This window comes from Azoarcus sp. DD4 (assembly GCF_006496635.1).
Lineage (GTDB): Bacteria > Pseudomonadota > Gammaproteobacteria > Burkholderiales > Rhodocyclaceae > Azoarcus.
Map to the genome: position 1 here is coordinate 3287410 of NZ_CP022958.1, position 21261 is coordinate 3308670.

Genomic DNA, 21261 nt, shown 5'->3' on the forward strand with positions numbered 1-21261 from the left:
GAGACGCTGGCGCATCAGTACTTGATCCGCGCGTAGTAGGACTTTTCCGCCGCCTCGCGTGCCTCGCGCAGGGTGCGGATGCCCTTCTCCGCCAGCAGCGGAACGAGCTTGAGGAAGACCTCCGCGGTGACGATGGCATCGCCCATCGCGGTATGCCGGCCGATGATGGTGATGCCGAGACGCTCGGCGATCGCCTCCAGCCGGTGCGATTCCTGGTTGGGCTGTATCACCGCCGACAGCAGCAGGGTGTCGAGCACCGGCTGATCGAAACGCAGGCCGGTCACCTCCTCCTTCAGCTGCAGGAAGCGCATGTCGAAGGCCGCGTTGTGGGCCACCAGCACGGTGTCCGCCGCAAAGGCGTGGAAGGACGGCAGCACCGACTCTATGGTCGGTTTGCCGGCCAGCATCTCGGCGGTGATGCCGTGGATCTGCGCCGACTCCGGCGGCAGCGAACGCCGCGGATCGACCAGCTGCTCGAAGGACTCGTTGCGCAGGGGCTTGCCGTTGAGTACCCGCACCGCGCCGATCTGGATGATCTCGTCACCCTGCGAGGGGTTGAGACCGGTGGTTTCGGTATCGAACACCGTGTAGGTCAGCTCGGTGAGCAGGCGGTCTTCGAGCGCACGCGACTTCTCCGACCATTTGAACAGGTCGAAGTCGTAATACTCCGGCCGGCTGTCGCCCTTGAGGAAGGCAGATTCGTCGAGCTGCTCCTGCGGCAGCGCTGCCGGCAGCAGGATGCGGAAGAAGGCGCGGTGGCGCACTTTCTCGCGCTCCAGCCACATTTCGCCGTCGTGGCGTTCGATCACGTCACGCACGGCGAGCGGGCTATTTTCGCCGGCGAAGTTCATCGGCTCCAGTTCCCAGCTCATCACCGTCTCGGTGCTCATCGCCTGGCCGGACCAGATCAGGTCCAGATGGACCAGGCGGCCGGCGCCGGACAGGCGGAAGCGCACCTCGCGCACCTCGAATTCGTCCGACAAGCGGCTGGCGAGGTAGGTCAGCGCCTGGATCAGCGAGAAACTGTCGACCTTGACCCACAGCGATTCGTCGACCTCCTCCAGCTTGGTCGGCAGCTTGATGCGGTTCTCGATGCGGCGCTGGGCGGCGGCGATGAGGTCGGCGCCCAGCATTTCCTCGAGCGGCCAGCGCGCCTTGAGCGAATCGGCAAATTCGTTGGCGGTCTGGTCGAGGCGCGTACTCATCGCCTGTACCTCGTCGCGGATCACCTTGCGGAAGCGCTCGCGCAGTTCGTCCTGCAGGTCGGGGTAATCGAGCATTTCGGCCGCGGCACGCACATTGGCCAGCGCCGAGCGGTTGCCCTCGGTCAGCGTGTGCAGCATCTGGTCGCGGCGCGACTCGGTCTCGAAATTGCGGGTGATGTTGTCCAGCATCAGGATGAAGCCGGTGATCACGCGCTCGGAGCCCTCCGCCTCCGCCGCGGTTTCGGCACCGGCCAGCACCGGCGCCATCTGCACCCGCAGCAGTTGACCGGCACGGGTGGTGGTGACGAAATTGGCCACCGGTTGCGCGGCGCTGCGGCGCAGCCTGTGCTGTATGGTTTCCAGCGCATGGGCGATCAGGTTGCGCTCGAACACGGTGTAGATGGAGCGCCCCAACCCGATCAGCTCGCCGCCGCCGGCCGCTGCCGGTGCCTCCGACATCGCGCGGAACTGCATGCGTGCGCGGCTGTTGTAGAGCAGGATGCGGCCATCCAGATTGCACACCAGCACGCTCTGGGTGAGTTCGGACATGAGCGCCGCGAGGCGGTTCTTCTCTTCCTCTACCGTGTTCTTGGCCTCGCGGATGCGCTGTTCGACGTCGTGCCGCAGGGCGCTGCGCTGCTCGGCCATCGCATTGAACACGCCAGCCAGCGCCTTCACCTCCGGACTGCCGACCGCGTCCAGGCTGCGGCCGGCGTCGCTGTTGAGCAGGACCTGCGCCGCCTCGACCAACCGGGCCGGTGCCGCGACGTAGGTCTGGTGCAGGGTCTTGACGACAGCCGCGGCAGCCATCGCCGCCATCGCCACGGTGATGATGAGCAGACCAGCGCGCGGCGCCAGCAGGCTGCCGAGCGCCTCGCGCTCGGCTACGCCGAGATCGGACCACACCGCAGCGCCGGCGAGTCCGAACGCGGCCAGGATGAAGAGCGCCGCCGCGGTCGCAGCGACACCCAGACGGGCACCGGCGCTCATGCATCCATGCCCAGCATGCTTCGCACGCGGGCGACGAGATCGCGGGTGGAAAAGGGTTTGGTCATGTAGGCGTCGGCACCGAGCGCCAGGCCCTTGGCAACCTCGGTATCGCGGCCCTTGGCGGTGAGCATGAGGATACGCACCGCCTGCAGCGCCGGGTCTGCCTTGATCTCCTGGCAGACCTCGAAGCCGCTCTTCTTGGGCATCATCACGTCGAGCAGCACCAGGTCGGGCAACTCGGCACGGATGCGGCGCACCGCCTCCTCGCCATCGTTGGCGACGACGACGTCGAAACCTTCGCGTTTCATCAGGAATTCGAGCGAAATGACGATATTCTGCTCGTCATCCGCGATCAGGATCTTCTTGGCCATGCTTTCCTCTCCCCTCGCCCGCTATTCTAAGTGAGTCACTCCGGCATGAGGGCCGGAGTTTCCCCGCCGCCGTGTCGGGCCCCCTCGACGCCCGACGTCCGGCTCGTGGTCAGTTCCCGGCTCGCTCCGACGATCGCGGCAGCACGAAGGAGAAGGTCGCCCCCTCGCCCGGCCGCGACTCCACCCACAACCGGCCACCGAAATGCTCGACGATCTGCCGGCTGATGGGCAGGCCCAGACCGGTACCCTGCGGCCGTGAGCGCTCGTCTCCCCCCTGGCGGAACTTCTGGAAGATCACCGCTTCCTGCTCGGGGGAAATACCCGGACCGTTGTCGCCAACGTCGACCCGGATCTCGTGCCCGTCGCAGGCCAGCCTCACTTTCACGACGCCCTCGCCCTGCGGCACGAATTTCGCGGCGTTCGACAGCAGGTTGAGGATGACCTGCAACAGGCGGTCGTGGTCGGCCCGCAGCAGCGGCACCTCCGGTGGCAGGTCGAGTTCGACCCGCGCGCCACGTTCGCTGAAAAGCCGCGCGGTGGTTTCGGCGGCGTGGGTCACGAGCGCACGCATGTCGACATCCGAATTGTGCCATTCGGCATGGCCGGACTCGATCTTGGCGAGGTCCAGCACCTGGTTCACCAGCCGCGTCAGCCGCTCCGTTTCCGACACGATGATGCCGAGAAAACGTTTCCGGTCTGCGAGGTCGATGCGCGGATCGTCGTACAGCATTTCCGACAATGCGCGGATCGAGGTCAAGGGCGTGCGCAGTTCGTGGGTCACCGAGGACATGAAGTCGTCCTTGAGCCGGTCGAACTCCTTCAGCTGTTCGTTGGCCGCACGCAGCTCGGCGGTGGCGGCTTCCAGCGCGCGCGACTTGTCTTCCAGCTCGTGCGAGTAGGCCCGGACCTGCGACGCTTCGTCGAGGATACCCATCACCTCGTCGAGCCCGAGCGGCTCCTCCTGTACCACGGTGGAGACCATGACGCGCGCCGAAGCGCTGCCGATCGCGCCCGCCAGCTGGGTTTCGGCGAAATGCACCAGATCCGGATCGGCCCGCAGCTGATCGATGCCGGCCAGGCCGCGGCTGCGCGCATAGGCGCTGAAGACCTCGTGCGTGCGGCGCTGGCCGAGGAAGCGGGCCACCAGCGGCACCAGGTCGTGCACCTCGGCGCTACCACGCCAGAAACTCGCCGGCGGCGCATTGGCGCGCCGGAACACGTCGACGAAGAGCGTCGCCTGGCTGGTCTCGACCGCACTCGGCCCGCGCAGCAGCGACACACCGAGATAGCAGCCGATGTTGGCCAGCATGCTCCAGAACATCGCGTGGCTGAGGTTATCCAGGCCCTTCATGCCGAAGAGCTGCTCCGGTTTGAGCCAAGACAGGCCGAACAGGCCCTGCTCCAGGAAAGCCATATCGACCCAGCCGGACTTCACGAAGGACGGCAGCAGCAAGGTGTAGGTCCACACCAAGAAACCCGCCAGCAGGCCGGCGAGCGCGCCCTCGCGCGTGCCGCCCCGCCAGTACATGCCGCCCAGCATGGCCGGCGCGAACTGCGCCACCGCCGCGAAGCTGATGAGGCCGATGCTGACCAGCGCGTAGGCTTCGCCGGCGAGGCGGAAATAGGCGTAGCCGAGGATCAGGATGCCGACGATGGCACTGCGGCGGATGCCGAGCAGCAGGCCGGTGAGGTCGCGGCCGGCACCGCCGGCGAGACGGCGCGTGCGCAGCAGCAACGGCATCACCAGATCGTTGCAGACCATGGTCGACAGCGCGATGGTCTCGACGATCACCATGCCCGTGGCCGCCGACAGGCCACCGACGAAGACCAGCAGCGCCAGCGCACGCTGGCCATGCGCCAGCGGCAGGGTGAGCACGAAGGTATCCGGATCGAGCACGCCGCGGCCGAAGTGCATCAGCCCGCCGAGCGCGATCGGCAGGACGAAGATGTTGATCGCCAGCAGGTAGGCCGGCAGCAGCCAGCTGGCGCGGCGCAGGTGCTGCTCGTTCACGTTCTCGACCACCGCGATCTGGAACTGGCGCGGCAGGAAGATCACCGACAGCATGGCCAGCACCACCAGGGTGAACCAGGCGCCGTAGCCGCCGCGGTTGAGGTCGTCGAAGCGCAGCAGCGAGGCCAGACCTCCGTCTGCAACCGCACGCGCGTAGAGATCGCCGAAGCCGTCGTACAGCACGTAGGTGACGTAGAGCCCGACCGCGAGGAAGGCGAACAGCTTCACCACCGACTCGAACGCAATGGCCGCGACCATGCCCTCGTGGCGCTCGGTGGTGTCGAGATGGCGCGTGCCGAACAGGATGGTGAAGGCCGCCAGCGTCAACGCCAGGTACAGCGTGCTGTCGTCGAACCAGCCGGATGGCGGCCGCTGCACCCCGAGCGCACCGGTGGTGGTGCCGGTGAGCAGGTCGAAACCGCTGGAAATCGCCTTCAGCTGCAGCGCAATGTAGGGCACGGTGCCGACCACGGCGATCACCGTTACCAGCCCGCCGAGCAGGTGGCTCTTGCCATAGCGTGAAGCGATGAAATCGGCGATGGACGTAATGCGGTAGGTGCGCGAGATGCGGATCATCTTCAGCACCACCAGCCACGACAGCATCAGGCCCAACGTCGGGCCGAGGTAGATGGGCAGGAACCAGATGCCGCCCGAGGCCGCACGTCCGACACTGCCGAAATAGGTCCACGCGGTGCAATACACCCCGAGCGACAGGCCGTAGATCCACGGATTGGCAATGACGGAACGCCCTTGGTCGGCGCGTCTGTCGCCGAAGTAGGCCACCGCAAAAAGGATGAGCAGATAGGAAAACGAGATGCCGACGATCAGGCTGGCCGGCAGCATCAGCGCGCCCCTCGCTCGGCGATCCAGGCCACCACCGCGATCAGCCCGCCCCATACGACGAACAGATAGACGAGCAGCATCGGCAGGCCGAACAGCGGCTCGGCCCGGTCGAACAGCGAAAGCAGCGGAAAATTGAAGAGCAGCAGACCGATCAGGAACACGGCGACCAGTCTTTGCCCGGCGAGCCCCTTACGCATCATGCGTCTCCCATGATGACGATGGTGGTCGGATTATAGCGATGCGCCCATCCCGCTCTTGGCGACGGGTTTGCGGAACGCATGAAAAAAGAGGCGCGTCTGCGCGCGCCTTCCTTCTCCCCTCTCCGGTATTCAAACCGGACTCCTCCTGCTGAACTGCACGGCCGGCGCGGCCCCCACCGCATCCGGCCGTCGGGCATCAGCCCTCGAGCTGCTCCAGGATCGCCGGGTTTTGCCTTACGGCGAAACCCGGTGAAGCGCCTTAGCCCTTCAATTGCTCCAGGATCGCCGGGTTTTCCAGCGTCGAGGTGTCCTGGGTGATCTCTTCACCCTTGGCCAGCTGGCGCAGCAGGCGACGCATGATCTTGCCGGAACGGGTCTTGGGCAGGTTCTCGCCGAAACGGATGTCCTTGGGCTTGGCGATGGGGCCGATCTCGTGACCGACCCAGTTCTGCAGTTCCTTGACCACGGCCGCGGCGGCTTCGCCGGTCGGACGGGCGCCCTTGAGCACCACGAAGGCGACGATGGCTTCACCGGTGAGGTCGTCAGGACGACCGACGACCGCGGCTTCGGCAACCTTCTCGTGCGCGACCAGCGCGGACTCGATTTCCATCGTGCCCATGCGGTGACCGGAGACGTTCAGCACGTCGTCGATACGGCCGGTGATGGTGAAGTAGCCGGTGTCCTTGTCGCGGATCGCGCCGTCGCCGGCGAGGTAAAGCTTGCCCTTGAAGTCGTCCGGGTAGTAGGACTTCTTGAAGCGCTCCGGATCGCCCCAGATGGTGCGGATCATCGACGGCCACGGACGCTTGACCACCAGGATGCCGCCTTGGCCGTTGGGCACTTCGGTGCCGGTCTCGTCGACCACTGCGGCCTGGATGCCCGGGAAGGGCAGCGTGCACGAACCCGGCACCAGCGGCGTGGCGCCCGGCAGCGGGGTGATCATGTGGCCACCGGTCTCGGTCTGCCAGAAGGTATCGACGATGGGGCAGCGGCTGCCGCCGACGTTCTCGTAGTACCACTCCCACGCGGCCGGGTTGATCGGCTCGCCCACCGAACCCAGGATGCGCAGGCTGGAGAGGTTGTACTTGGTCGGGTGCACCGCCGGGTTGTTGTCTGCGGCCTTGATCAGCGAACGGATCGCGGTCGGCGCGGTGTAGAACACGCTGACCTTGTGGTCCTGGATCATCTTCCAGAAGCGTCCGGCGTCCGGGTAGGTCGGCACGCCTTCGAAGACGATTTCGGTGGTGCCGCAGGCGAGCGGACCGTAGGTGATGTAGGTGTGGCCCGTCACCCAGCCGATGTCGGCAGTGCACCAGAAGACGTCGCTCGGCTTGATGTCGAACGTGTACTTCATCGTCAGGATGGCGTGCAGCAGGTAGCCGCCGGTGGAGTGCTGGACGCCCTTCGGCTTGCCGGTGGAGCCCGAGGTGTAGAGCAGGAACAGCGGATGCTCGGCATCCACCCATTCCGGTTCGCAGGTATCGGCCTGGCCCGCGACCACGTCGTGGTACCAGACGTCGCGGCCGGCGACCATGGCGCATTCGGCGCCGGTGCGCTTGACCACGAACACATTCTTGATCGATTCGCAGCCGCCCAGCGACAGCGCTTCGTCGGCGATCGGCTTGAGCGGCAGGGCCTTGCCGCCGCGGAACTGGCCGTCGGAGGTGATGAGGGCGACGGCGCCGGCATCGTTGATGCGGTCGCGCAGCGCCTGGGCGGAGAAGCCGCCGAAAACGATGGAGTGGGTGGCGCCGATACGGGCGCAGGCCTGCATCGCGACCACGCCTTCGATCGACATCGGCAGGTAGATGACGACGCGGTCACCCTTCCTGACGCCGGAGGCGCGCAGCGCGTTGGCGAACTTGCAGACGCGGCCGAGCAGATCCTTGTAGGTGACGCGGGTGACTTCGCCGTTGTCGGCTTCGAAGATGATCGCCACCTTGTCGCCCAGGCCCTTCTCGACGTTGCGGTCGAGGCAGTTGTAGGAGACGTTGAGCTGGCCGTCGGCGAACCACTTGAAGAACGGCGCGTTGCTTTCGTCCAGCACCTGCGTGAAGGGCTTCTTCCAGTCGACCAGCTCGCGGGCGTTGCGCGCCCAGTAGCCTTCGTAGTCTTGTTCCGCTTCCTTGCACAGCGCCCAGTAGGCATCCATGCCGGAGACGGCTGCATTTTTCACCGCTTCTTCCGAGGGGTTGTAAATGCGGACTTGTTGTTCGTTGGACATGCTCACCTCTCCTCAACTGGTCAAATGGTTGAAGCTGACCCGGGTGGGTCGGCTGGTGGGTTCCAGCCTTGATCTGCCCGCGTGCCATACCGCGGAATGCACGGCATTTAAGAACACCTATCTTACACAGGACTTACACGCCGCGAACCACGCCGATGCGGCCGCGGTGCTAGAATTCGATGGTTCACTGCAGCATGGCAGCGCGCCCGCCGAGCGCCGGACGCACTGTCTCCTGCGCCCTTCACCCCTCTCGTCTCGGAGACTTCGCGTCATGACCGCAATTCGCCAGGAAGATCTCATCCAGTCCATCGCGGATGCCTTCCAGTACATCAGTTACTACCACCCGCTGGACTACATCAAGGCGCTGGGCGAAGCCTATGAACGCGAAGAATCTCCCGCTGCCAAGGACGCCATCGCCCAGATCCTGACCAACTCGCGCATGGCCGCCGAAGGCCACCGCCCGATCTGTCAGGATACCGGCATCGGCATGGTCTTCCTCAAGGTCGGCATGAACGTGCGCTGGGACGACGCCACCATGAGCCTGCAGGAGATGGTGAACGAAGGCGTGCGCCGCGCCTACGCCAACCCGGACAACCCGCTGCGCGCCTCGGTGCTGGCCGACCCGGCCGGCGCCCGCAAGAACACCAAGGACAACACCCCGGCGGTGGTCCATTTCGAGATCGTGCCGGGCGACCACGTCGAAGTCATCTGTGCGGCCAAGGGCGGCGGCTCGGAAGCCAAGTCCAAGTTCGCCATGCTCAACCCGTCCGACGACCTGGTCGACTGGGTGCTGAAGAAGATCCCCGAAATGGGCGCCGGCTGGTGTCCGCCGGGCATCATCGGCATCGGCATCGGCGGCACGCCGGAGAAGGCAATGCTGCTCGCCAAGGAATCCATCATGGCGCCGGTCGACATCCACGAACTCAAGGCCAAGGCCGCAGAGTACGCAAAAACGGGCGCCAGGCTGACGCGCGCCGAGGAACTGCGCCTCGAGCTGTACGAGAAGGTCAATGCGCTCGGCGTCGGCGCCCAGGGCCTGGGCGGCCTCACCACCGTGCTCGACGTCAAGGTGCTGGATTACCCCTGTCATGCCGCCAACCTGCCGGTGGCGCTGGTGCCCAACTGTGCCGCCACCCGCCACTGCCACTTCCACCTCGACGGCTCCGGCCCGGCCAAGATCGAGCCGCCGCGCCTGGAAGACTGGCCCGCGGTGACCTGGACACCCGACCTCAAGTCGGCCATCCGCGTCAATCTCGACACTCTCACGAAGGAAGAAGTCGCGTCCTGGAAACCGGGCCAGAAGCTGCTGCTCAACGGCAAGATGCTCACCGGCCGCGATGCCGCCCACAAGCGCATCCAGGACATGCTGGCCAAGGGCGAGAAGCTGCCGGTGGATTTCACCAACCGCGTGATCTACTACGTCGGCCCGGTCGATCCGGTGCGCGACGAAGTCGTCGGCCCGGCCGGCCCCACCACCGCGACCCGCATGGACAAGTTCACCCGCATGATGCTCGAGAAGACCGGCCTGATCTCGATGATCGGCAAGTCCGAGCGCGGCCCGGTCGCGATCGACGCGATCAAGGACAACAAGTCCGCCTACCTGATGGCGGTCGGCGGTGCGGCCTATCTCGTCGCCAAGGCGATCAAGTCGGCCAAGGTGGTCGGCTTCGAGGATCTCGGCATGGAAGCGATCTACGAGTTCGACGTGCAGGACATGCCGGTCACCGTGGCGGTCGATTCGTCCGGCACCAGCGTGCATGACACCGGCCCGAAGGAATGGCAGATCAAGATCGGCAAGATTCCGGTCGCCGCCGCCTGATAAGGGTCCGCGCGTAATCGCGGCGACGAGGAGCCCGACCGGGAAACCGGTCGGGCTTTTTCTTTATAGGGGTGGTGCGCCCGCCGCCGGGGCTATGCCCGGCCCGCAGGGCGGCTCAGTGGTAACGCGGCAAACCGGCGCAAGCGGATGACTCCCATGCACTACCCGATACACGTACCGGCCGCAGATCCCAAAGGTATTTTCCACCCAGCACCTGCAGGCGGTGCAAGGCCGGCGCGGAAAGCCGGCAGTTCTCGAAGCAGCCCAGCGGCGCGCGGAAGGGGCCGATCTCGACCCCCAGTTTCTGCAGCTCGTCCGCGTCGTGCTCAAGCGCGTAGATGTCGCCGTGATACTCGCCGGAGGCCGGCTCCTCATGCCCCACGAAGTGCGCGCCTGCCATGTTCTGAAAACCGCTGACGGATTGAAATGGACGAAGCCTGCTTAAACCCCAGAGCCGAGTCAAGTATCGGCCGGGCACCTGCAGCGCGCCTCAACCCTCGCGCCCATCCACCCTTGCCCTGACGAGCATGGGCAGGTAGCGCCACAGGTAGAGCACAAAGGCCAGCACCCACGCCGTCGCCGCCAGATGGATGCCGGCCAGCGCCGCAGCCGGGATGACCGCCAGCGTCAGCACCCGTGCCACCGCCGCCACCTGCACCAGCACGTAGGCAGCCGCCTCCACCGGACCGCTTTCCAGCATGCGGCCGGTGTGGCCGAGTGCGGTACGGGTGATCATGCCCATGATCAGGCCCGCCGTCGCCCCGATCCCGAGCGCGTGGATGCCGGCCGAGCGCGGCACCCATCCCCACTGCGCGGCCGCGAGCAGCGCAAGCCCCACCGGTATCCACAGGTGCGACAGGTGCAGGATCCACAGCAGCGGTTTGGCCAGCGCAGCGCGCGGATTCCAGCCGGCGCAGCGCACTGCCTGCAGCAGCGCCGCGAGCAGCGCGACCCCGCCCACCCAGGCGCCTTCGACACCGGCGGCCCACAGGCCGAGCGCCAGTGCCGTGCCCACGATGGCGGCGATATTGAGGCGCGGATGCTGCCACTGGCGGATGCCGCGCAACGCGTTCGAGGTGAACATCGGCACCACCCGGCCCGCAATCGTAGTCTCGATCACCACCACCAGCCCGAGCGCGAAATGCAGCGGCAGCAGCGGGTCGCCCCCGGCGAAACCGAAGCGCGCCAGATGGAAGACGAGATTGGCCAGCGTCAGCGCCGCCAGCATCACCAGCAGGAAGTAGTTGCGCTTGCTGCGGGCCTTCACCAGCACGCGGCCGAGCGCGATCGCCGCCACCGGCAGGAAGGCGAGATCCACCGCCGCGACGACGACGCCATCGCCCGCGATCATCGCCAGCCGGCCCGCCAGCCACAGTGCCGCCAGCGCCGCCAGCGGCCGCCCGCTAGGTGTCGGCAGGCCGGTCCAGTTGCGTCCGGCGGTGAGCAGAAAACCGACGATCACCGCCACCGCGAAGCCGAACAGCATCTCGTGCGCATGCCACCAGAGGCCCGCTATCGGTGGCGTCAGCCAGCCCGCGAGCACCAGCACCCAGGCCGGCACCGCCAGCACGGCGAAACCGGCCGCGAGCAGATAGAAGGGGCGGAAACCGAGTGCGAACAGGGCCAGCCTGTCGGGCGGCACGCGCCGGGTGGTCGGTTCTTCGAGTGGAATCAGGGCCATCGCAGGTGTCCTCGTCAGGGGTTGTCGCACGGCCGGCAGTGCGCGAGCGTGCATCGGGGCGTGTTCCTCCCCGTTGCGCCGAAGTATCCGGCGCGGCGAATGCGGCATCCTTGACCCAGGATAAGTCGCGCCGCGCGCTCTGGACGCAGCGATGCCCCGCAGGCGTTAGAATCCGCTGCTTGTTCGATCAACCCAGCCGGCCAGACCGGCCCGCCGTCCGTGCCGCCTGCCACACCGCCGTCCCCCGTCTCTGGGCCCGTTCGCCTCGCCATCAATGGCTACGGCCGCATCGGCCGCTGCTTCCTGCGCGCGCTGCACGAATCGACCGCCCGCAACGACTTCCGCCTGGTCGCGATCAACGAGCCCGCAGATCTCGCCAGCATCGCCTACCTCACCCGCTTCGACTCTACCCACGGCCGCTTTCCCGACAGCGTCGCCGCCGGCGAGGATCACCTTCTGATCGGCGGCGAGATGGTCGCCGTCACCCACGCGACCACGCCCGAGGCGGTGGACTGGACAGGCATGGAGATCGACCTGGTGGTCGAATGCTCGGGCCAGTACAGCGACCGCGCGGCGCTGACCCGCTTTCTCGACGCCGGCTGTCCGCGCCTGCTGCTGTCCCATCCGGGCAACAGCGCCGCCGACGTCGACGCCACCGTGGTCTACGGCATCAACCAGCAGATCCTCACCGGTCGCGAGCGCCTCGTTTCCAACGCCTCCTGCACCACCAACGCGGTGGTACCGGTGCTGGCGCTGCTGCATCGCGAGCTCGGCCTTGAGCAGGTGCTGCTCACCACCCTGCATTCGGTGATGAACGACCAGCCGCTGATCGACGGCTATCACCACACCGACCTGCGCCGCACCCGTTCGGCGATGCAGTCCATCATCCCGGTGTCGACCGGGCTGGCGCGCGGCGTGGAGCGTCTGCTGCCGGCGCTGGCCGGCCGGGTGCAGGCCAAGGCGATCCGGGTGCCGACGCACAACGTGTCGGCCATCGACCTGGTGCTTACCGTGGGCCGTGACGTCACCGCCGCACGCATCAACCAGCTGCTGCAGGAAGCCGCCGCCGGCCCCTACGCCGGCCTCGTCGCCTACAGCGACGAACCGCACGCCTCGATCGACTTCAACCACGACCCGCACTCGGCCATCGTCGACGGCGGCCAGACCCATGTGAACGGCAGCCGGCTGGTGAATCTGATGGTGTGGTTCGACAACGAATGGGGCTTCGCCAACCGCATGCTCGACGTCGCCCGTCACTGGCTGCGCAGCTGATCCGGCGTCACCGCGACATCTTCGGCCGGCGCGGTCGACAGCAGGCCTGAGATCAGCCGGCGCAGCCAACGGTTGCCCGGGTCGTGGTGATAGCGCTGGTGCCAGTGCTGCTTCACCGCGTAGTCCGGGAGTTCGAAGGGCACCGGGAAGGTGCGGAAGTGGCCGCGCCCGGCCAGCACCTCGCCCAGCCGCGTCGGGATGGTCACCAACAGGTCGGTGTGCTCCACCACGAAGGCCACGCCGAGGAAGTTGGGCACCCGCAGCGCGACGCGGCGGGCGATGTTCTGGCGGGCGATCTCGCGGTCGACGATCAGGTGGCCGGTGCCGGAACTGCTCACCACCGCATGCTCCTCCGCCTCGAATTGCGCCAGGCTGAGGCTGTCGCGAATGCGCGGGTGGTCCGCGCTCACCATGCAGACGTAGTGCTGGCGAAACAGCGACTGCTGGTAGAAGCCGGCCTCGAGCTGCGGCATGAAGCCCAGCGCCAGGTCCGCCTCGCCCGCCTCGAGCATCTTGGCCGTCTCCGCCGTCAGGTGGGCGATTTCGATACGCACGCCGGGCGCGGTCGCCCGCAGTTCAGCCCACAGGCGCGGCAGCAGCACCAGCTGGCTGATGTCGGTCATGCAGATACGGAAGCTGCGCTGCGCGGTGGCCGGGTCGAAGGCAGTGCGGTAGCGCAGCGCATTGGCCAGCGCGTCGATGGCGCCGCGGATGGGCTGCACCAGCTCTTCGCCCAGTGGCGTCGGCTCCATGCCGGTCGAGGTGCGGACGAAGAGCGGATCGTTGAAATGCTCGCGCAGCTTGCCCAGCGCGATGCTCACCGCGGGCTGTCCCAACCCGAGGTTGTCCGCCGCGCGCGTCACGCTGCGCGTCTTGTAGATCTCGTCGAAGACGCTGAGCAAGCGGATTTCCAGCGATTGCATATCGCCCCCATCAGACTATTCGATTTTCGAATTCGAGGCATTGATAGCATTGCATGGATCAAATGTCGATAGCGCTTTAGAGTCCGCTCACCATAACGAACGCCGACTCACACTGATCTGGATCAAAGCAGTCCGATCCCGAGGAGCGGCGATACCAGGAGGAGCTTTCGACATGCTGGAACTCGGTCGCCTCGAAGACCTGCCCATCGACTACCGCGAGGCCCTGACCGCGCAGAACCTGGTGCCGCTGTGGCCCAGCCTGCGCGCGGTGCTGCCGCCGGGCAAGCCCGGCCCGCGCACCCGGCCCACACGCTGGAGCTACGAAGCGCTGCGCCCGCTGCTGATGCAGGCTGGCGAACTCACCCCGATCGAAAAGGCCGAGCGTCGCGTGCTGGTGCTCGCCAACCCCGGCCACGGCCTGGAAAAGATGCAGGCCAGCTCGTCCATCTACCTCGGTATGCAGCTGCTGCTGCCGGGTGAAATCGCCCCGGCCCACCGCCACACCCCCAACGCGGTGCGCATGATCGTCGAGGGCGAAGGTGCCTATACCACGGTCGATGGCGAAAAGTGCCCGATGGTCCGCGGCGACCTCATCCTCACCCCCACCGGCCTGTGGCACGAACACGGCCACGACGGCGATGCCCCGGTGGTGTGGCTGGACGTGCTCGACCTGCCGCTGGTCTATTACATGGAAGCGTCCTACGTCACCGAGGGCACGCTGCAGACGGTCACCGGCGAAGCCGCGGAGCGCGCCTACCAGCGCGGCGGCGTGGTGCCCTCGCCCGTGTTCACCCGTGCCGGCCAGCGCTACCCGATGCTGCGCTACCCCTGGGCCGACGTGCGCGCCGCGCTCGAAGCGCTGGCTGCCAGCCAGCCGCAGATCGAGGCGGTGCAGGTCGCCTATGTGAACCCCGAAACCGGCGCGGACTGCCAGAATATCCTCGGCTTCTCGGCGCTGATGCTGCGCCCGGGCGAAACCCTGCAGTTGCCCGCACGCTCCCCGGCGATGGTGTTCCACCAGATCGAAGGTGGCGCCGAGGTGGCGATCGAGGGCCACAGCTTTGCGCTGGCCGAGGCCGACACCTGCTGCATCCCCGGCTATACGCCGGTGACGCTGAAGAACCGCTCGACCGACAAGCCCGCCTTCGCCTTTATCGCCGACGAAAGCCCGCTGCACAAGAAACTCGGCGTCTACGAGGTTCGCGCCTGAGCGCGGCCCGGGCCTGATAAAGCACACTACGGAGAGAATATCGATGTCCCAAGCCAACTACCTGTGGAACCCCGCGCCGGTCCATTCGCTGCCGGTGCGCGGCAACGAGGCGCGCTTCCCGGTCAAGCGCATTTTCTGCGTCGGCCGCAACTACCACGCCCACGCGGTCGAGATGGGCCGCCCGGTCGACAAGTCCACGATGAGCCCCTTCTACTTCCTGAAGGACGCCTCCACCCTGGTCGAATCCGGCGCCACCGTGCCCTATCCCGCCGGCACCGCCAACTACCATTACGAGATGGAACTGGTGGTGGCGATCGGCAAGGCGGGCTTCCGCGTGGCCGAAGCCGATGCCGACGCGATGATCTACGGCTACGCCGCCGGCCTCGACATGACCCGTCGCGACCTGCAGCTGGTCGCCCGCGAGCAGGGCCGGCCGTGGGATCTGGGCAAGAACTTCGAAAAGTCCGCGGTGTGCACCGAGATCATCCCGGCCGCCGGCCTGGGCGTGCTCGACCAGGGCGCGATCAACCTGCAGGTCAATGGCGAGACCAAGCAGACCGCCGACCTGTCGCTGCTGATCTGGAACATCCGCGAGATCATCGCCGACCTGTCCAAGTTCTATCACCTCGAGCCGGGCGACCTGATCTACACCGGCACGCCGGAAGGCGTCGGCGCGGTCAAGGCCGGCGACCGGATCACCGGCCACATCGACCGGGTCGGCGACATCGCGCTGACCATCGGCCAGCCCGAGTAAGCCACCGCCCCCGCGCGGGCAATCCCCCTCCCTTCCTGCAACGCACCCGTTCCGGCGGGTGCGCAGGCGGAGCCTTGCCCGAAATATCAGACATCCCTCGGAAGGAGGAGACAAGCATGAACGAACAACTTCCCGTCATCGTCGTCGGCGGTGGCATCGGCGGCCTGGCCGCCGCGCTGGCCCTGGTGCGCCAGGGCTTCTCGGTCAAGGTGCTGGAACAGGCTGCGGAGATCGGCGAAATCGGCGCCGGCATCCAGCTCGGCCCCAACGCCTTCCACGCCTTCGACGCGCTCGGCGTCGGCGAAAAGGCGCGCGGCCGCGCGGTCTACACCGACTACATGGTGATGCACGATGCCATCGACGAATACCAGGTCGGCAAGATCCCCACCGGCGAAGCCTTCCGCAAGCGTTTCGGCAACCCCTACGCGGTCATCCACCGCGTCGATGTCCACCTGTCGCTGCTCGAAGGTGCGCAGGAAACCGGCAAGGTCGAGTTCATCACCTCCACCCATGTCGAACGCATCGAACAGGACGAGAACAGCGTCACCGTCTACGATCAGGCCGGCAATGCCTACCGCGGCATCGCGGTGATCGGTGCCGACGGCGTCAAGTCGGTGGTGCGCAAGCAGTATGTGAACGATCCGCCGCGCGTCACCGGCCATGTGGTCTACCGTGCGGTGATCGACAAGAAGGACTTCCCCGAGAACCTGCAGTGGAACGCCGCCAGCATCTGGGTCGGCCCCAACTGCCACCTGGTGCACTACCCGCTGCGCGGCGGCGAGCAGTACAACGTCGTCGTCACCTTCCACAGCCGCAAGCAGGAAGAATGGGGCGTCACCGAAGGCAGTCCGGAAGAGGTGCAGAGCTACTTCCAGGGCATCTGCCCCAAGGCCCGCCAGCTGATCGACCTGCCCAAGAGCTGGAAGCGCTGGGCGACCGCCGACCGCGAGCCGATCGGCCAATGGACCTACGGCCGCGCCACCCTGCTCGGCGACGCCGCCCACCCGACCACCCAGTACATGGCGCAGGGCGCCTGCATGGCGCTGGAAGACGCGGTGACCCTGGGCGAGGCGCTGCGCGTCTGCGGCAACGACTTCGTCAAGGCCTTCGATCTCTACCAGCGCTCGCGCGTCGCCCGCACCGCGCGCATCGTGCTGTCCTCGCGCGAGATGGGCCGTATCTACCACGCCAAAGGCGTCGAGCGCCTGGTGCGCAACGAGCTGTGGAAGGGCCGCAGCGCCGAGCGTTTCTACGATGCGATGGAGTGGCTGTACGGCTGGAACGTCGACAACTGCCTGGCCAAGGATTGAAGACGCGCATGAAGCTCTACAACTTCTTCCGCAGCGGCACCTCGCACCGCCTGCGCATCGCGCTCAACCTCAAGGGCATCGCCTACGAGTACGTGCCGGTGGATCTGCGCACCGAGGAACACCTCGGTGCCGCCTTCAAGGCGATCAACCCGCAGCAGCTGGTGCCGGCGCTGGTCGATGGCGACCTGACGCTGATCCAGTCGCCGGCCATCATCGAGTGGCTGGACGAACGCCATCCCAAGCCGCCGCTGCTGCCGTCCGACCCGGACGACCGCGCCCGGGTACGGGCGATGGCGGCGATCGTCGGCTGCGACATCCACCCGATCAACAACCGCCGCATCCTCGAATACCTGCGCAAGACCCTGGGCTGCGACGAGGCGGCGGTGCTGGCCTGGTGCGCCAACTGGATCACCGCCGGCTTCGAGGCGCTGGAAGTCATCCTCGCCGCCGACAGCCGGCGCGGCGCCTTCTGCTTCGGCGAAGCGCCCGGCCTGACCGAGGTGTACCTGATCCCGCAGGTCGAAAGCGCCCGCCGCTTCAATGTAGACCTGACGCCCTATCCGAACATCGTCGCGGTAGACGCTGCCTGCGCCGAACTCGACGCCTTCCGCCGCGCGGCGCCGGCCGTGCAGCCGGACGCGCCGGGCATCGCCCGCTGAACACCACAAGAAACCATATTCGCCCACAAGAGGAGACATCCGATGCAAACACGCAAGACCGCACTCGGCCTGCTGGCCGCCCTGCTGCTTCCCACCGCCGCCTTCGCCCAGGAAGTCGTGATCAAGGTCGCGCACTTCCTGCCGCCGGTCGCCCCGATGCACGCCAAGGTCATCGTGCCCTGGTGCGACAAGCTCGCCGCCGAATCGCAGGGCAAGCTCAAGTGCCAGATCTATCCGGCCATGCAGCTGGGCGGCACGCCGCCGCAACTGCTCAACCAGGTGCGCGACGGCGTCGCCGACGTGGTGTGGACCCTGCCGGGCTACACGCCGGGCCGCTTCCCGGTCTCGGAAGTGTTCGAACTGCCCTTCATCACTACCACGCATGAGGCCTCGGCCCGCGCCATGTGGGATTACGTGCAGGCCAACGCCATGGGCGAATTCCCCGGCATCAAACCGCTCGCCACCTGGGTGAACGGTCCCAACGTGCTGCACTTCCGCGACAAGCAGGTCAAGACGCTGGAAGACATCAAGGGCCTGAAGGTGCGTGCGCCTTCGCGCCTGGGCAACAAGCTGCTCACCTCGCTCGGTGCAACCGCAGTCGGCATGCCGGTGCCGCAGATGGCCGAAAGCCTGTCCAAGGGCGTGATCGACGGCGCGCTGGTGCCCTGGGAAGTGGTTCCCGCGACCAAGACGCAGGAGCTGACCAAGTACCACGCCGAATCCGGTAGCGCCCGCGCCATGACGACGGCGACCATGATCTACGTGATGAACCAGAAGAAGTACGACAGCCTGCCGCCCGAACTGAAGAAGGTCATCGACAACAACAGCGGCCGTGAATTCTCGGCCTGGGTCGCCGCCCAGCACGTCGCGGCGGACGCGGTCGGGCGCGACGTCACTGCCAAGAACGGCAACACCATCTACGCCATTCCCCAAGAGGAAATGGCGCGCTGGGAAGCGGCCGCCAAGCCGGTGACCGACGAGTGGATCAAGGAGACCTCGGCCAAGGGCGTGGACGGCAAGAAGCTCTACGACGATGCAGTCGCCCTGGTGAAGAAGTACTCCACCGCGCACTGAACGCAATCCACCCCGACAGCGCGCCGCCCTCCCCCGGGCGGCGCGTTGTGCTTCATGGTTCAACAGAGAGAATTCCAATGGCGGAAATGATAGAGGACCGCCCCTGCGTGCCGGCTGCCGGCATGTTGGGGCGGTCCGTCGAGGCGGCCTGCGCCACGCTCGCGGTGCTCGGCGGCGCGATCTTCATCATCGAGTCGATCATGTCGGTGGTGAGCGTGATCGGCCGTGCGCTCTTCAACCTGCCCGTACCGGGCGACTACGAACTGGTGCAGATGATGTCCGCGATGGGCATCGCGATGTGCCTGCCCTACTGCCAGCTGCGCAAGGGCCACGTGTTCGTCGATTTCTTCACCCTGTGGGCGCCGGCCGCGCTCAAGCGCGGGCTCGATGCGATCGCTGCGCTGCTGCTGTCGGCCTCGTCCTTCTTCCTCGCCTGGCGGGTGTGGGACGGCATGCTCGAGATGCGCGAATACGGCGAAACGTCGATGGTGATCGCGCTGCCGGTGTGGTGGGGCTACATCCCGGTGGCGCCGTCCTTCGCGCTGCTGGGCATCGCCGCGCTGCAGACCTTCATGCTTGAGATCAGTGGAGAGTCCAAATCATGACCGGGACCACGATAGGCCTGACCATGGGCGTGGTGATGATGGGCATGCTGGCGCTGCGGGTGCAGATCGGCATCGCCATGTTCCTCACCGGCGCCATCGGCTACGTATGGGTGTCGGGCTGGGACCCGCTGCTCGCCTACCTCAAGAACGCGCCCTATGGCCGCTTCTCGCTCTACGACCTGTCGGTCGTACCGCTCTTCCTGCTGATGGGCCAGTTCGCCACCCATGGCGGGCTGTCGCGCGCGCTGTTCAAGGCGGGCAATGCCTTCATCGGCCACTGGAAAGGCGGCATGGCGATGGCGGGCGTGGCCTCGTGCGCCGGCTTCGGTGCGATCTGCGGCTCCTCGCTCGCCACCGCAGCGACCATGTCGCACGTGGTGCTGCCCGAACTGAAGCGTCACCAGTACAAGCCCAGCCTTGCCACCGGCTCGCTGGCCGCCGGCGGCACGCTGGGCATCCTGATTCCGCCCTCGGTGCCGCTGGTGATCTACGCGATCCTGGCCGAGCAGAACATCGCCAAGCTCTTCCTGGCCGCCTTCGTGCCGGGCATCCTGGCGGCGATCGGCTACATGGTGGTGATCGCCATCGTCACCCGTATCGATCCGCAGGCGGGCGGCCCCGGCAGCCCCAGGCACAGCTGGGCCGAGCGCGTCTCCACGGTGATCGACACCTGGCCGGTGCTGCTGATCTTCCTGGTGGTGATCGGCGGCATCTACAGCGGGCTCTTCACCCCGACCGAAGCGGCCGCGGTGGGCGTGATCGCCACCGGCATCGCCGCCTGGAAGTCGGGCGGCCTCAAGGGCGAGGGCCTGATGCAGTGCATCTACGGCACCGCCACCGGCACCGGCATGATGTTCCTGATCCTGCTCGGCGCCGACATGCTCAACTCCTTCATGGCGGTCAGCCAGATGCCGGCCGAGGCGGCGGCGTGGGTCGAGAGCATGGGCTTCGGCCCCTTCACCGTGCTGTTCGCCATCATCGTCATCTACCTGCTGCTCGGCTGCGTGATGGACAGCCTGTCGATGATCCTGCTCACCGTGCCCATCTTCCTGCCCATCATCCTGGGCATGGACTACTTCGGCCTCGGTATCGAGGAGAAGGCGATCTGGTTCGGCATGATCGCGCTGGTGGTCATGGAGGTTGGCCTGATCACCCCGCCGGTCGGGATGAACGTCTACATCATCAGCTCGATGGCCAAGGATATCCCGATGGCCACCATCTTCCGCGGCGTCCTCCCCTTCCTCGCCTCCGACATCCTGCGCATCTTCCTGCTCGTGCTCTTCCCCAGCATCTCGCTGGTCGCACTGCGCATCTTCAGCTGACGCCGGCCACACGCGGCAGCCAACGGGGCGGCTCCTGCGGGAGCCGCCCTTATTTGCGGGCGGACCGGACTCAGCGCGCTGCGGAAGGATTGATCCAGCCGCGCAGCCAGCGCGTCAGGCGCGGCATCACCACCCAGGTCATGGTCGCCACGATCAGCGCGGTCAGCACCGCGGTGCGCAGCAGGAAGGGCCAGGCGGCAAGCAGCGGGGCCACCAGCCACAGCACCAGCGACACCGTCGGAAAGATGCCCAGCCAGGTCACGACGGCCATGCGGGCGCGCGGCGGATGCATCGTCGCCGGCACCACCGCCGGCGCGAACCAGGCCTCCAGCCCGGACAGGCGGCGGAACTCGGGTTCGCCCTCCGCCACCTCGCGCAGGCGACCATGACTTTGCGCCCGCGCCGGAGACGCGTCCCAAGCCTGCAGGTCGGCCTCCGACGCGAAGCGCACCACGATCTGGTAATCGCCGCCAGGCTGCTCCGGCGGCAACAGGTCGGCACCGAGGAAACCCGGCTGCTCGCGCATCGCGCCGAACATCCGGCGGACGCGGGCTTCGTACTCCGCCTCCAGGCCGGGCTTTGCCCGACGGCGGGCGATGCGGGTCACCGGGGCCGGCACGGCCGCCGACGGCATGACTGTGCGCTCTTCCATGGCAACTACCTCCCTCTCTTCGCTACCGGTTCAGGCAGCGTACCGGTTACGGGCGGATGGGTTCGAGGTGGGTCGGCGGCGGGACGGAGCGAGGAGAACGGCCGCCCCGGACCAAGCCGCGCTCTCCGTCCGCCGC

General features: G+C 66.9%; 18 protein-coding genes. 9 read left to right on the top strand and 9 right to left on the bottom strand.

Going from position 1 to position 21261, the window contains the following annotated elements:
- Positions 1-14 precede the first annotated feature (14 nt).
- The 5 genes from CJ010_RS15175 to acs all read right to left on the bottom strand — a co-directional run bounded on the left by CJ010_RS15175 (position 15) and on the right by acs (position 7844).
- On the bottom strand, positions 15-2195 hold the full coding sequence (locus CJ010_RS15175; RefSeq protein ID WP_141018812.1) for an exonuclease domain-containing protein: 2181 nt from the start codon (positions 2193-2195) through the stop codon (positions 15-17).
- Positions 2192-2566: a response regulator transcription factor gene (locus tag CJ010_RS15180; protein ID WP_141018813.1), complete on the bottom strand. Its 375-nt coding sequence runs from the start codon at positions 2564-2566 to the stop codon at positions 2192-2194. Before CJ010_RS15180 ends, CJ010_RS15175 begins: the two co-directional genes overlap by 4 nt.
- Before the next feature lie 109 nt (positions 2567-2675).
- Positions 2676-5420, bottom strand: coding sequence for a sensor histidine kinase (locus tag CJ010_RS15185; RefSeq protein ID WP_141018814.1), 2745 nt, complete (start codon positions 5418-5420; stop codon positions 2676-2678).
- Positions 5420-5617, bottom strand: a complete 198-nt coding sequence (locus CJ010_RS15190) for a hypothetical protein (RefSeq protein WP_205754991.1) — start codon at positions 5615-5617, stop codon at positions 5420-5422. The genes CJ010_RS15185 and CJ010_RS15190 overlap by 1 nt, the downstream gene beginning before the upstream one ends.
- Positions 5618-5879: 262 nt before the next feature.
- Positions 5880-7844 carry an acetate--CoA ligase gene (gene acs / locus CJ010_RS15195; protein ID WP_141018816.1) on the bottom strand — a complete coding sequence of 655 codons (1965 nt, stop codon included), beginning with the start codon at positions 7842-7844 and terminating at the stop codon, positions 5880-5882.
- A 271-nt stretch (positions 7845-8115) separates the two neighbouring features.
- On the opposite strand from acs, the gene CJ010_RS15200 reads away from it, so the two are divergent.
- Positions 8116-9663 (top strand): fumarate hydratase, encoded by a 1548-nt coding sequence (locus tag CJ010_RS15200; protein WP_141018817.1) that lies wholly within the window; start codon positions 8116-8118, stop codon positions 9661-9663.
- Between the two features lie 115 nt (positions 9664-9778).
- Here CJ010_RS15200 and CJ010_RS15205 read toward each other — a convergent pair whose 3' ends face one another.
- Both CJ010_RS15205 and CJ010_RS15210 read right to left on the bottom strand, forming a co-directional pair.
- Positions 9779-10063 (bottom strand): hypothetical protein, encoded by a 285-nt coding sequence (locus CJ010_RS15205; protein WP_141018818.1) that lies wholly within the window; start codon positions 10061-10063, stop codon positions 9779-9781.
- A gap of 90 nt (positions 10064-10153) precedes the next feature.
- A complete protein-coding gene (locus tag CJ010_RS15210) occupies positions 10154-11344 on the bottom strand; it encodes an NnrS family protein (RefSeq protein WP_141018819.1) in 1191 nt (396 codons plus the stop codon).
- Positions 11345-11563: 219 nt separating this feature from the next.
- Here CJ010_RS15210 and CJ010_RS15215 point away from each other — a divergent pair, with 219 nt between their 5' ends.
- Complete coding sequence (locus CJ010_RS15215; RefSeq protein ID WP_205754794.1) at positions 11564-12616, top strand: type I glyceraldehyde-3-phosphate dehydrogenase; 1053 nt, start codon at positions 11564-11566, stop codon at positions 12614-12616.
- On the opposite strand, the gene CJ010_RS15220 is transcribed toward CJ010_RS15215, so the two are convergent.
- A complete protein-coding gene (locus tag CJ010_RS15220; protein WP_141018820.1) occupies positions 12598-13539 on the bottom strand; it encodes a LysR family transcriptional regulator in 942 nt (313 codons plus the stop codon). The two genes, CJ010_RS15215 and CJ010_RS15220, sit on opposite strands and share 19 nt — an antisense overlap.
- A 172-nt stretch (positions 13540-13711) precedes the next feature.
- Here CJ010_RS15220 and CJ010_RS15225 point away from each other — a divergent pair, with 172 nt between their 5' ends.
- From CJ010_RS15225 to CJ010_RS15255, 7 genes are all read left to right on the top strand, one after another.
- A complete protein-coding gene (locus CJ010_RS15225; RefSeq protein WP_141018821.1) occupies positions 13712-14749 on the top strand; it encodes a cupin domain-containing protein in 1038 nt (345 codons plus the stop codon).
- A 43-nt stretch (positions 14750-14792) separates the two neighbouring features.
- Positions 14793-15503 carry a fumarylacetoacetate hydrolase family protein gene (locus CJ010_RS15230; protein WP_141018822.1) on the top strand — a complete coding sequence of 237 codons (711 nt, stop codon included), beginning with the start codon at positions 14793-14795 and terminating at the stop codon, positions 15501-15503.
- A 116-nt stretch (positions 15504-15619) separates the two neighbouring features.
- Positions 15620-16813 (top strand): 3-hydroxybenzoate 6-monooxygenase, encoded by a 1194-nt coding sequence (locus CJ010_RS15235; protein WP_141018823.1) that lies wholly within the window; start codon positions 15620-15622, stop codon positions 16811-16813.
- 8 nt (positions 16814-16821) lie between these two features.
- Positions 16822-17472, top strand: coding sequence for a maleylacetoacetate isomerase (gene maiA / locus CJ010_RS15240; RefSeq protein ID WP_141018824.1), 651 nt, complete (start codon positions 16822-16824; stop codon positions 17470-17472).
- Positions 17473-17514: 42 nt separating this feature from the next.
- Positions 17515-18546, top strand: coding sequence for a TRAP transporter substrate-binding protein (locus tag CJ010_RS15245; protein WP_141018825.1), 1032 nt, complete (start codon positions 17515-17517; stop codon positions 18544-18546).
- Between the two features lie 77 nt (positions 18547-18623).
- The gene (locus CJ010_RS15250; RefSeq protein WP_141018826.1) at positions 18624-19151 is read left to right on the top strand and encodes a TRAP transporter small permease; all 528 of its coding nucleotides are present in this window, start codon (positions 18624-18626) and stop codon (positions 19149-19151) included.
- Positions 19148-20473 (top strand): TRAP transporter large permease, encoded by a 1326-nt coding sequence (locus tag CJ010_RS15255; RefSeq protein ID WP_141018827.1) that lies wholly within the window; start codon positions 19148-19150, stop codon positions 20471-20473. The genes CJ010_RS15250 and CJ010_RS15255 overlap by 4 nt, the downstream gene beginning before the upstream one ends.
- Positions 20474-20543: 70 nt before the next feature.
- Here CJ010_RS15255 and CJ010_RS15260 read toward each other — a convergent pair whose 3' ends face one another.
- Positions 20544-21125: an antibiotic biosynthesis monooxygenase gene (locus CJ010_RS15260; protein WP_240794377.1), complete on the bottom strand. Its 582-nt coding sequence runs from the start codon at positions 21123-21125 to the stop codon at positions 20544-20546.
- Between the last annotated feature and the right edge of the window lie 136 nt (positions 21126-21261).

What these genes read in the sequence shown, in the direction of transcription:
- CJ010_RS15175 (WP_141018812.1), bottom strand. Translation starts at nt 2,195, where the DNA reads ATGAGCGCCGGTGCCCGTCTGGGTGTCGCTGCGACCGCGGCGGCGCTC.
- CJ010_RS15180 (WP_141018813.1), bottom strand. Translation starts at nt 2,566, where the DNA reads ATGGCCAAGAAGATCCTGATCGCGGATGACGAGCAGAATATCGTCATT.
- CJ010_RS15185 (WP_141018814.1), bottom strand. Translation starts at nt 5,420, where the DNA reads ATGCTGCCGGCCAGCCTGATCGTCGGCATCTCGTTTTCCTATCTGCTC.
- CJ010_RS15190 (WP_205754991.1), bottom strand. Translation starts at nt 5,617, where the DNA reads ATGCGTAAGGGGCTCGCCGGGCAAAGACTGGTCGCCGTGTTCCTGATC.
- acs (WP_141018816.1), bottom strand. Translation starts at nt 7,844, where the DNA reads ATGTCCAACGAACAACAAGTCCGCATTTACAACCCCTCGGAAGAAGCG.
- CJ010_RS15200 (WP_141018817.1), top strand. Translation starts at nt 8,116, where the DNA reads ATGACCGCAATTCGCCAGGAAGATCTCATCCAGTCCATCGCGGATGCC.
- CJ010_RS15205 (WP_141018818.1), bottom strand. Translation starts at nt 10,063, where the DNA reads ATGGCAGGCGCGCACTTCGTGGGGCATGAGGAGCCGGCCTCCGGCGAG.
- CJ010_RS15210 (WP_141018819.1), bottom strand. Translation starts at nt 11,344, where the DNA reads ATGGCCCTGATTCCACTCGAAGAACCGACCACCCGGCGCGTGCCGCCC.
- CJ010_RS15220 (WP_141018820.1), bottom strand. Translation starts at nt 13,539, where the DNA reads ATGCAATCGCTGGAAATCCGCTTGCTCAGCGTCTTCGACGAGATCTAC.
- CJ010_RS15225 (WP_141018821.1), top strand. Translation starts at nt 13,712, where the DNA reads ATGCTGGAACTCGGTCGCCTCGAAGACCTGCCCATCGACTACCGCGAG.
- CJ010_RS15230 (WP_141018822.1), top strand. Translation starts at nt 14,793, where the DNA reads ATGTCCCAAGCCAACTACCTGTGGAACCCCGCGCCGGTCCATTCGCTG.
- CJ010_RS15235 (WP_141018823.1), top strand. Translation starts at nt 15,620, where the DNA reads ATGAACGAACAACTTCCCGTCATCGTCGTCGGCGGTGGCATCGGCGGC.
- maiA (WP_141018824.1), top strand. Translation starts at nt 16,822, where the DNA reads ATGAAGCTCTACAACTTCTTCCGCAGCGGCACCTCGCACCGCCTGCGC.
- CJ010_RS15245 (WP_141018825.1), top strand. Translation starts at nt 17,515, where the DNA reads ATGCAAACACGCAAGACCGCACTCGGCCTGCTGGCCGCCCTGCTGCTT.
- CJ010_RS15250 (WP_141018826.1), top strand. Translation starts at nt 18,624, where the DNA reads ATGGCGGAAATGATAGAGGACCGCCCCTGCGTGCCGGCTGCCGGCATG.
- CJ010_RS15255 (WP_141018827.1), top strand. Translation starts at nt 19,148, where the DNA reads ATGACCGGGACCACGATAGGCCTGACCATGGGCGTGGTGATGATGGGC.
- CJ010_RS15260 (WP_240794377.1), bottom strand. Translation starts at nt 21,125, where the DNA reads ATGGAAGAGCGCACAGTCATGCCGTCGGCGGCCGTGCCGGCCCCGGTG.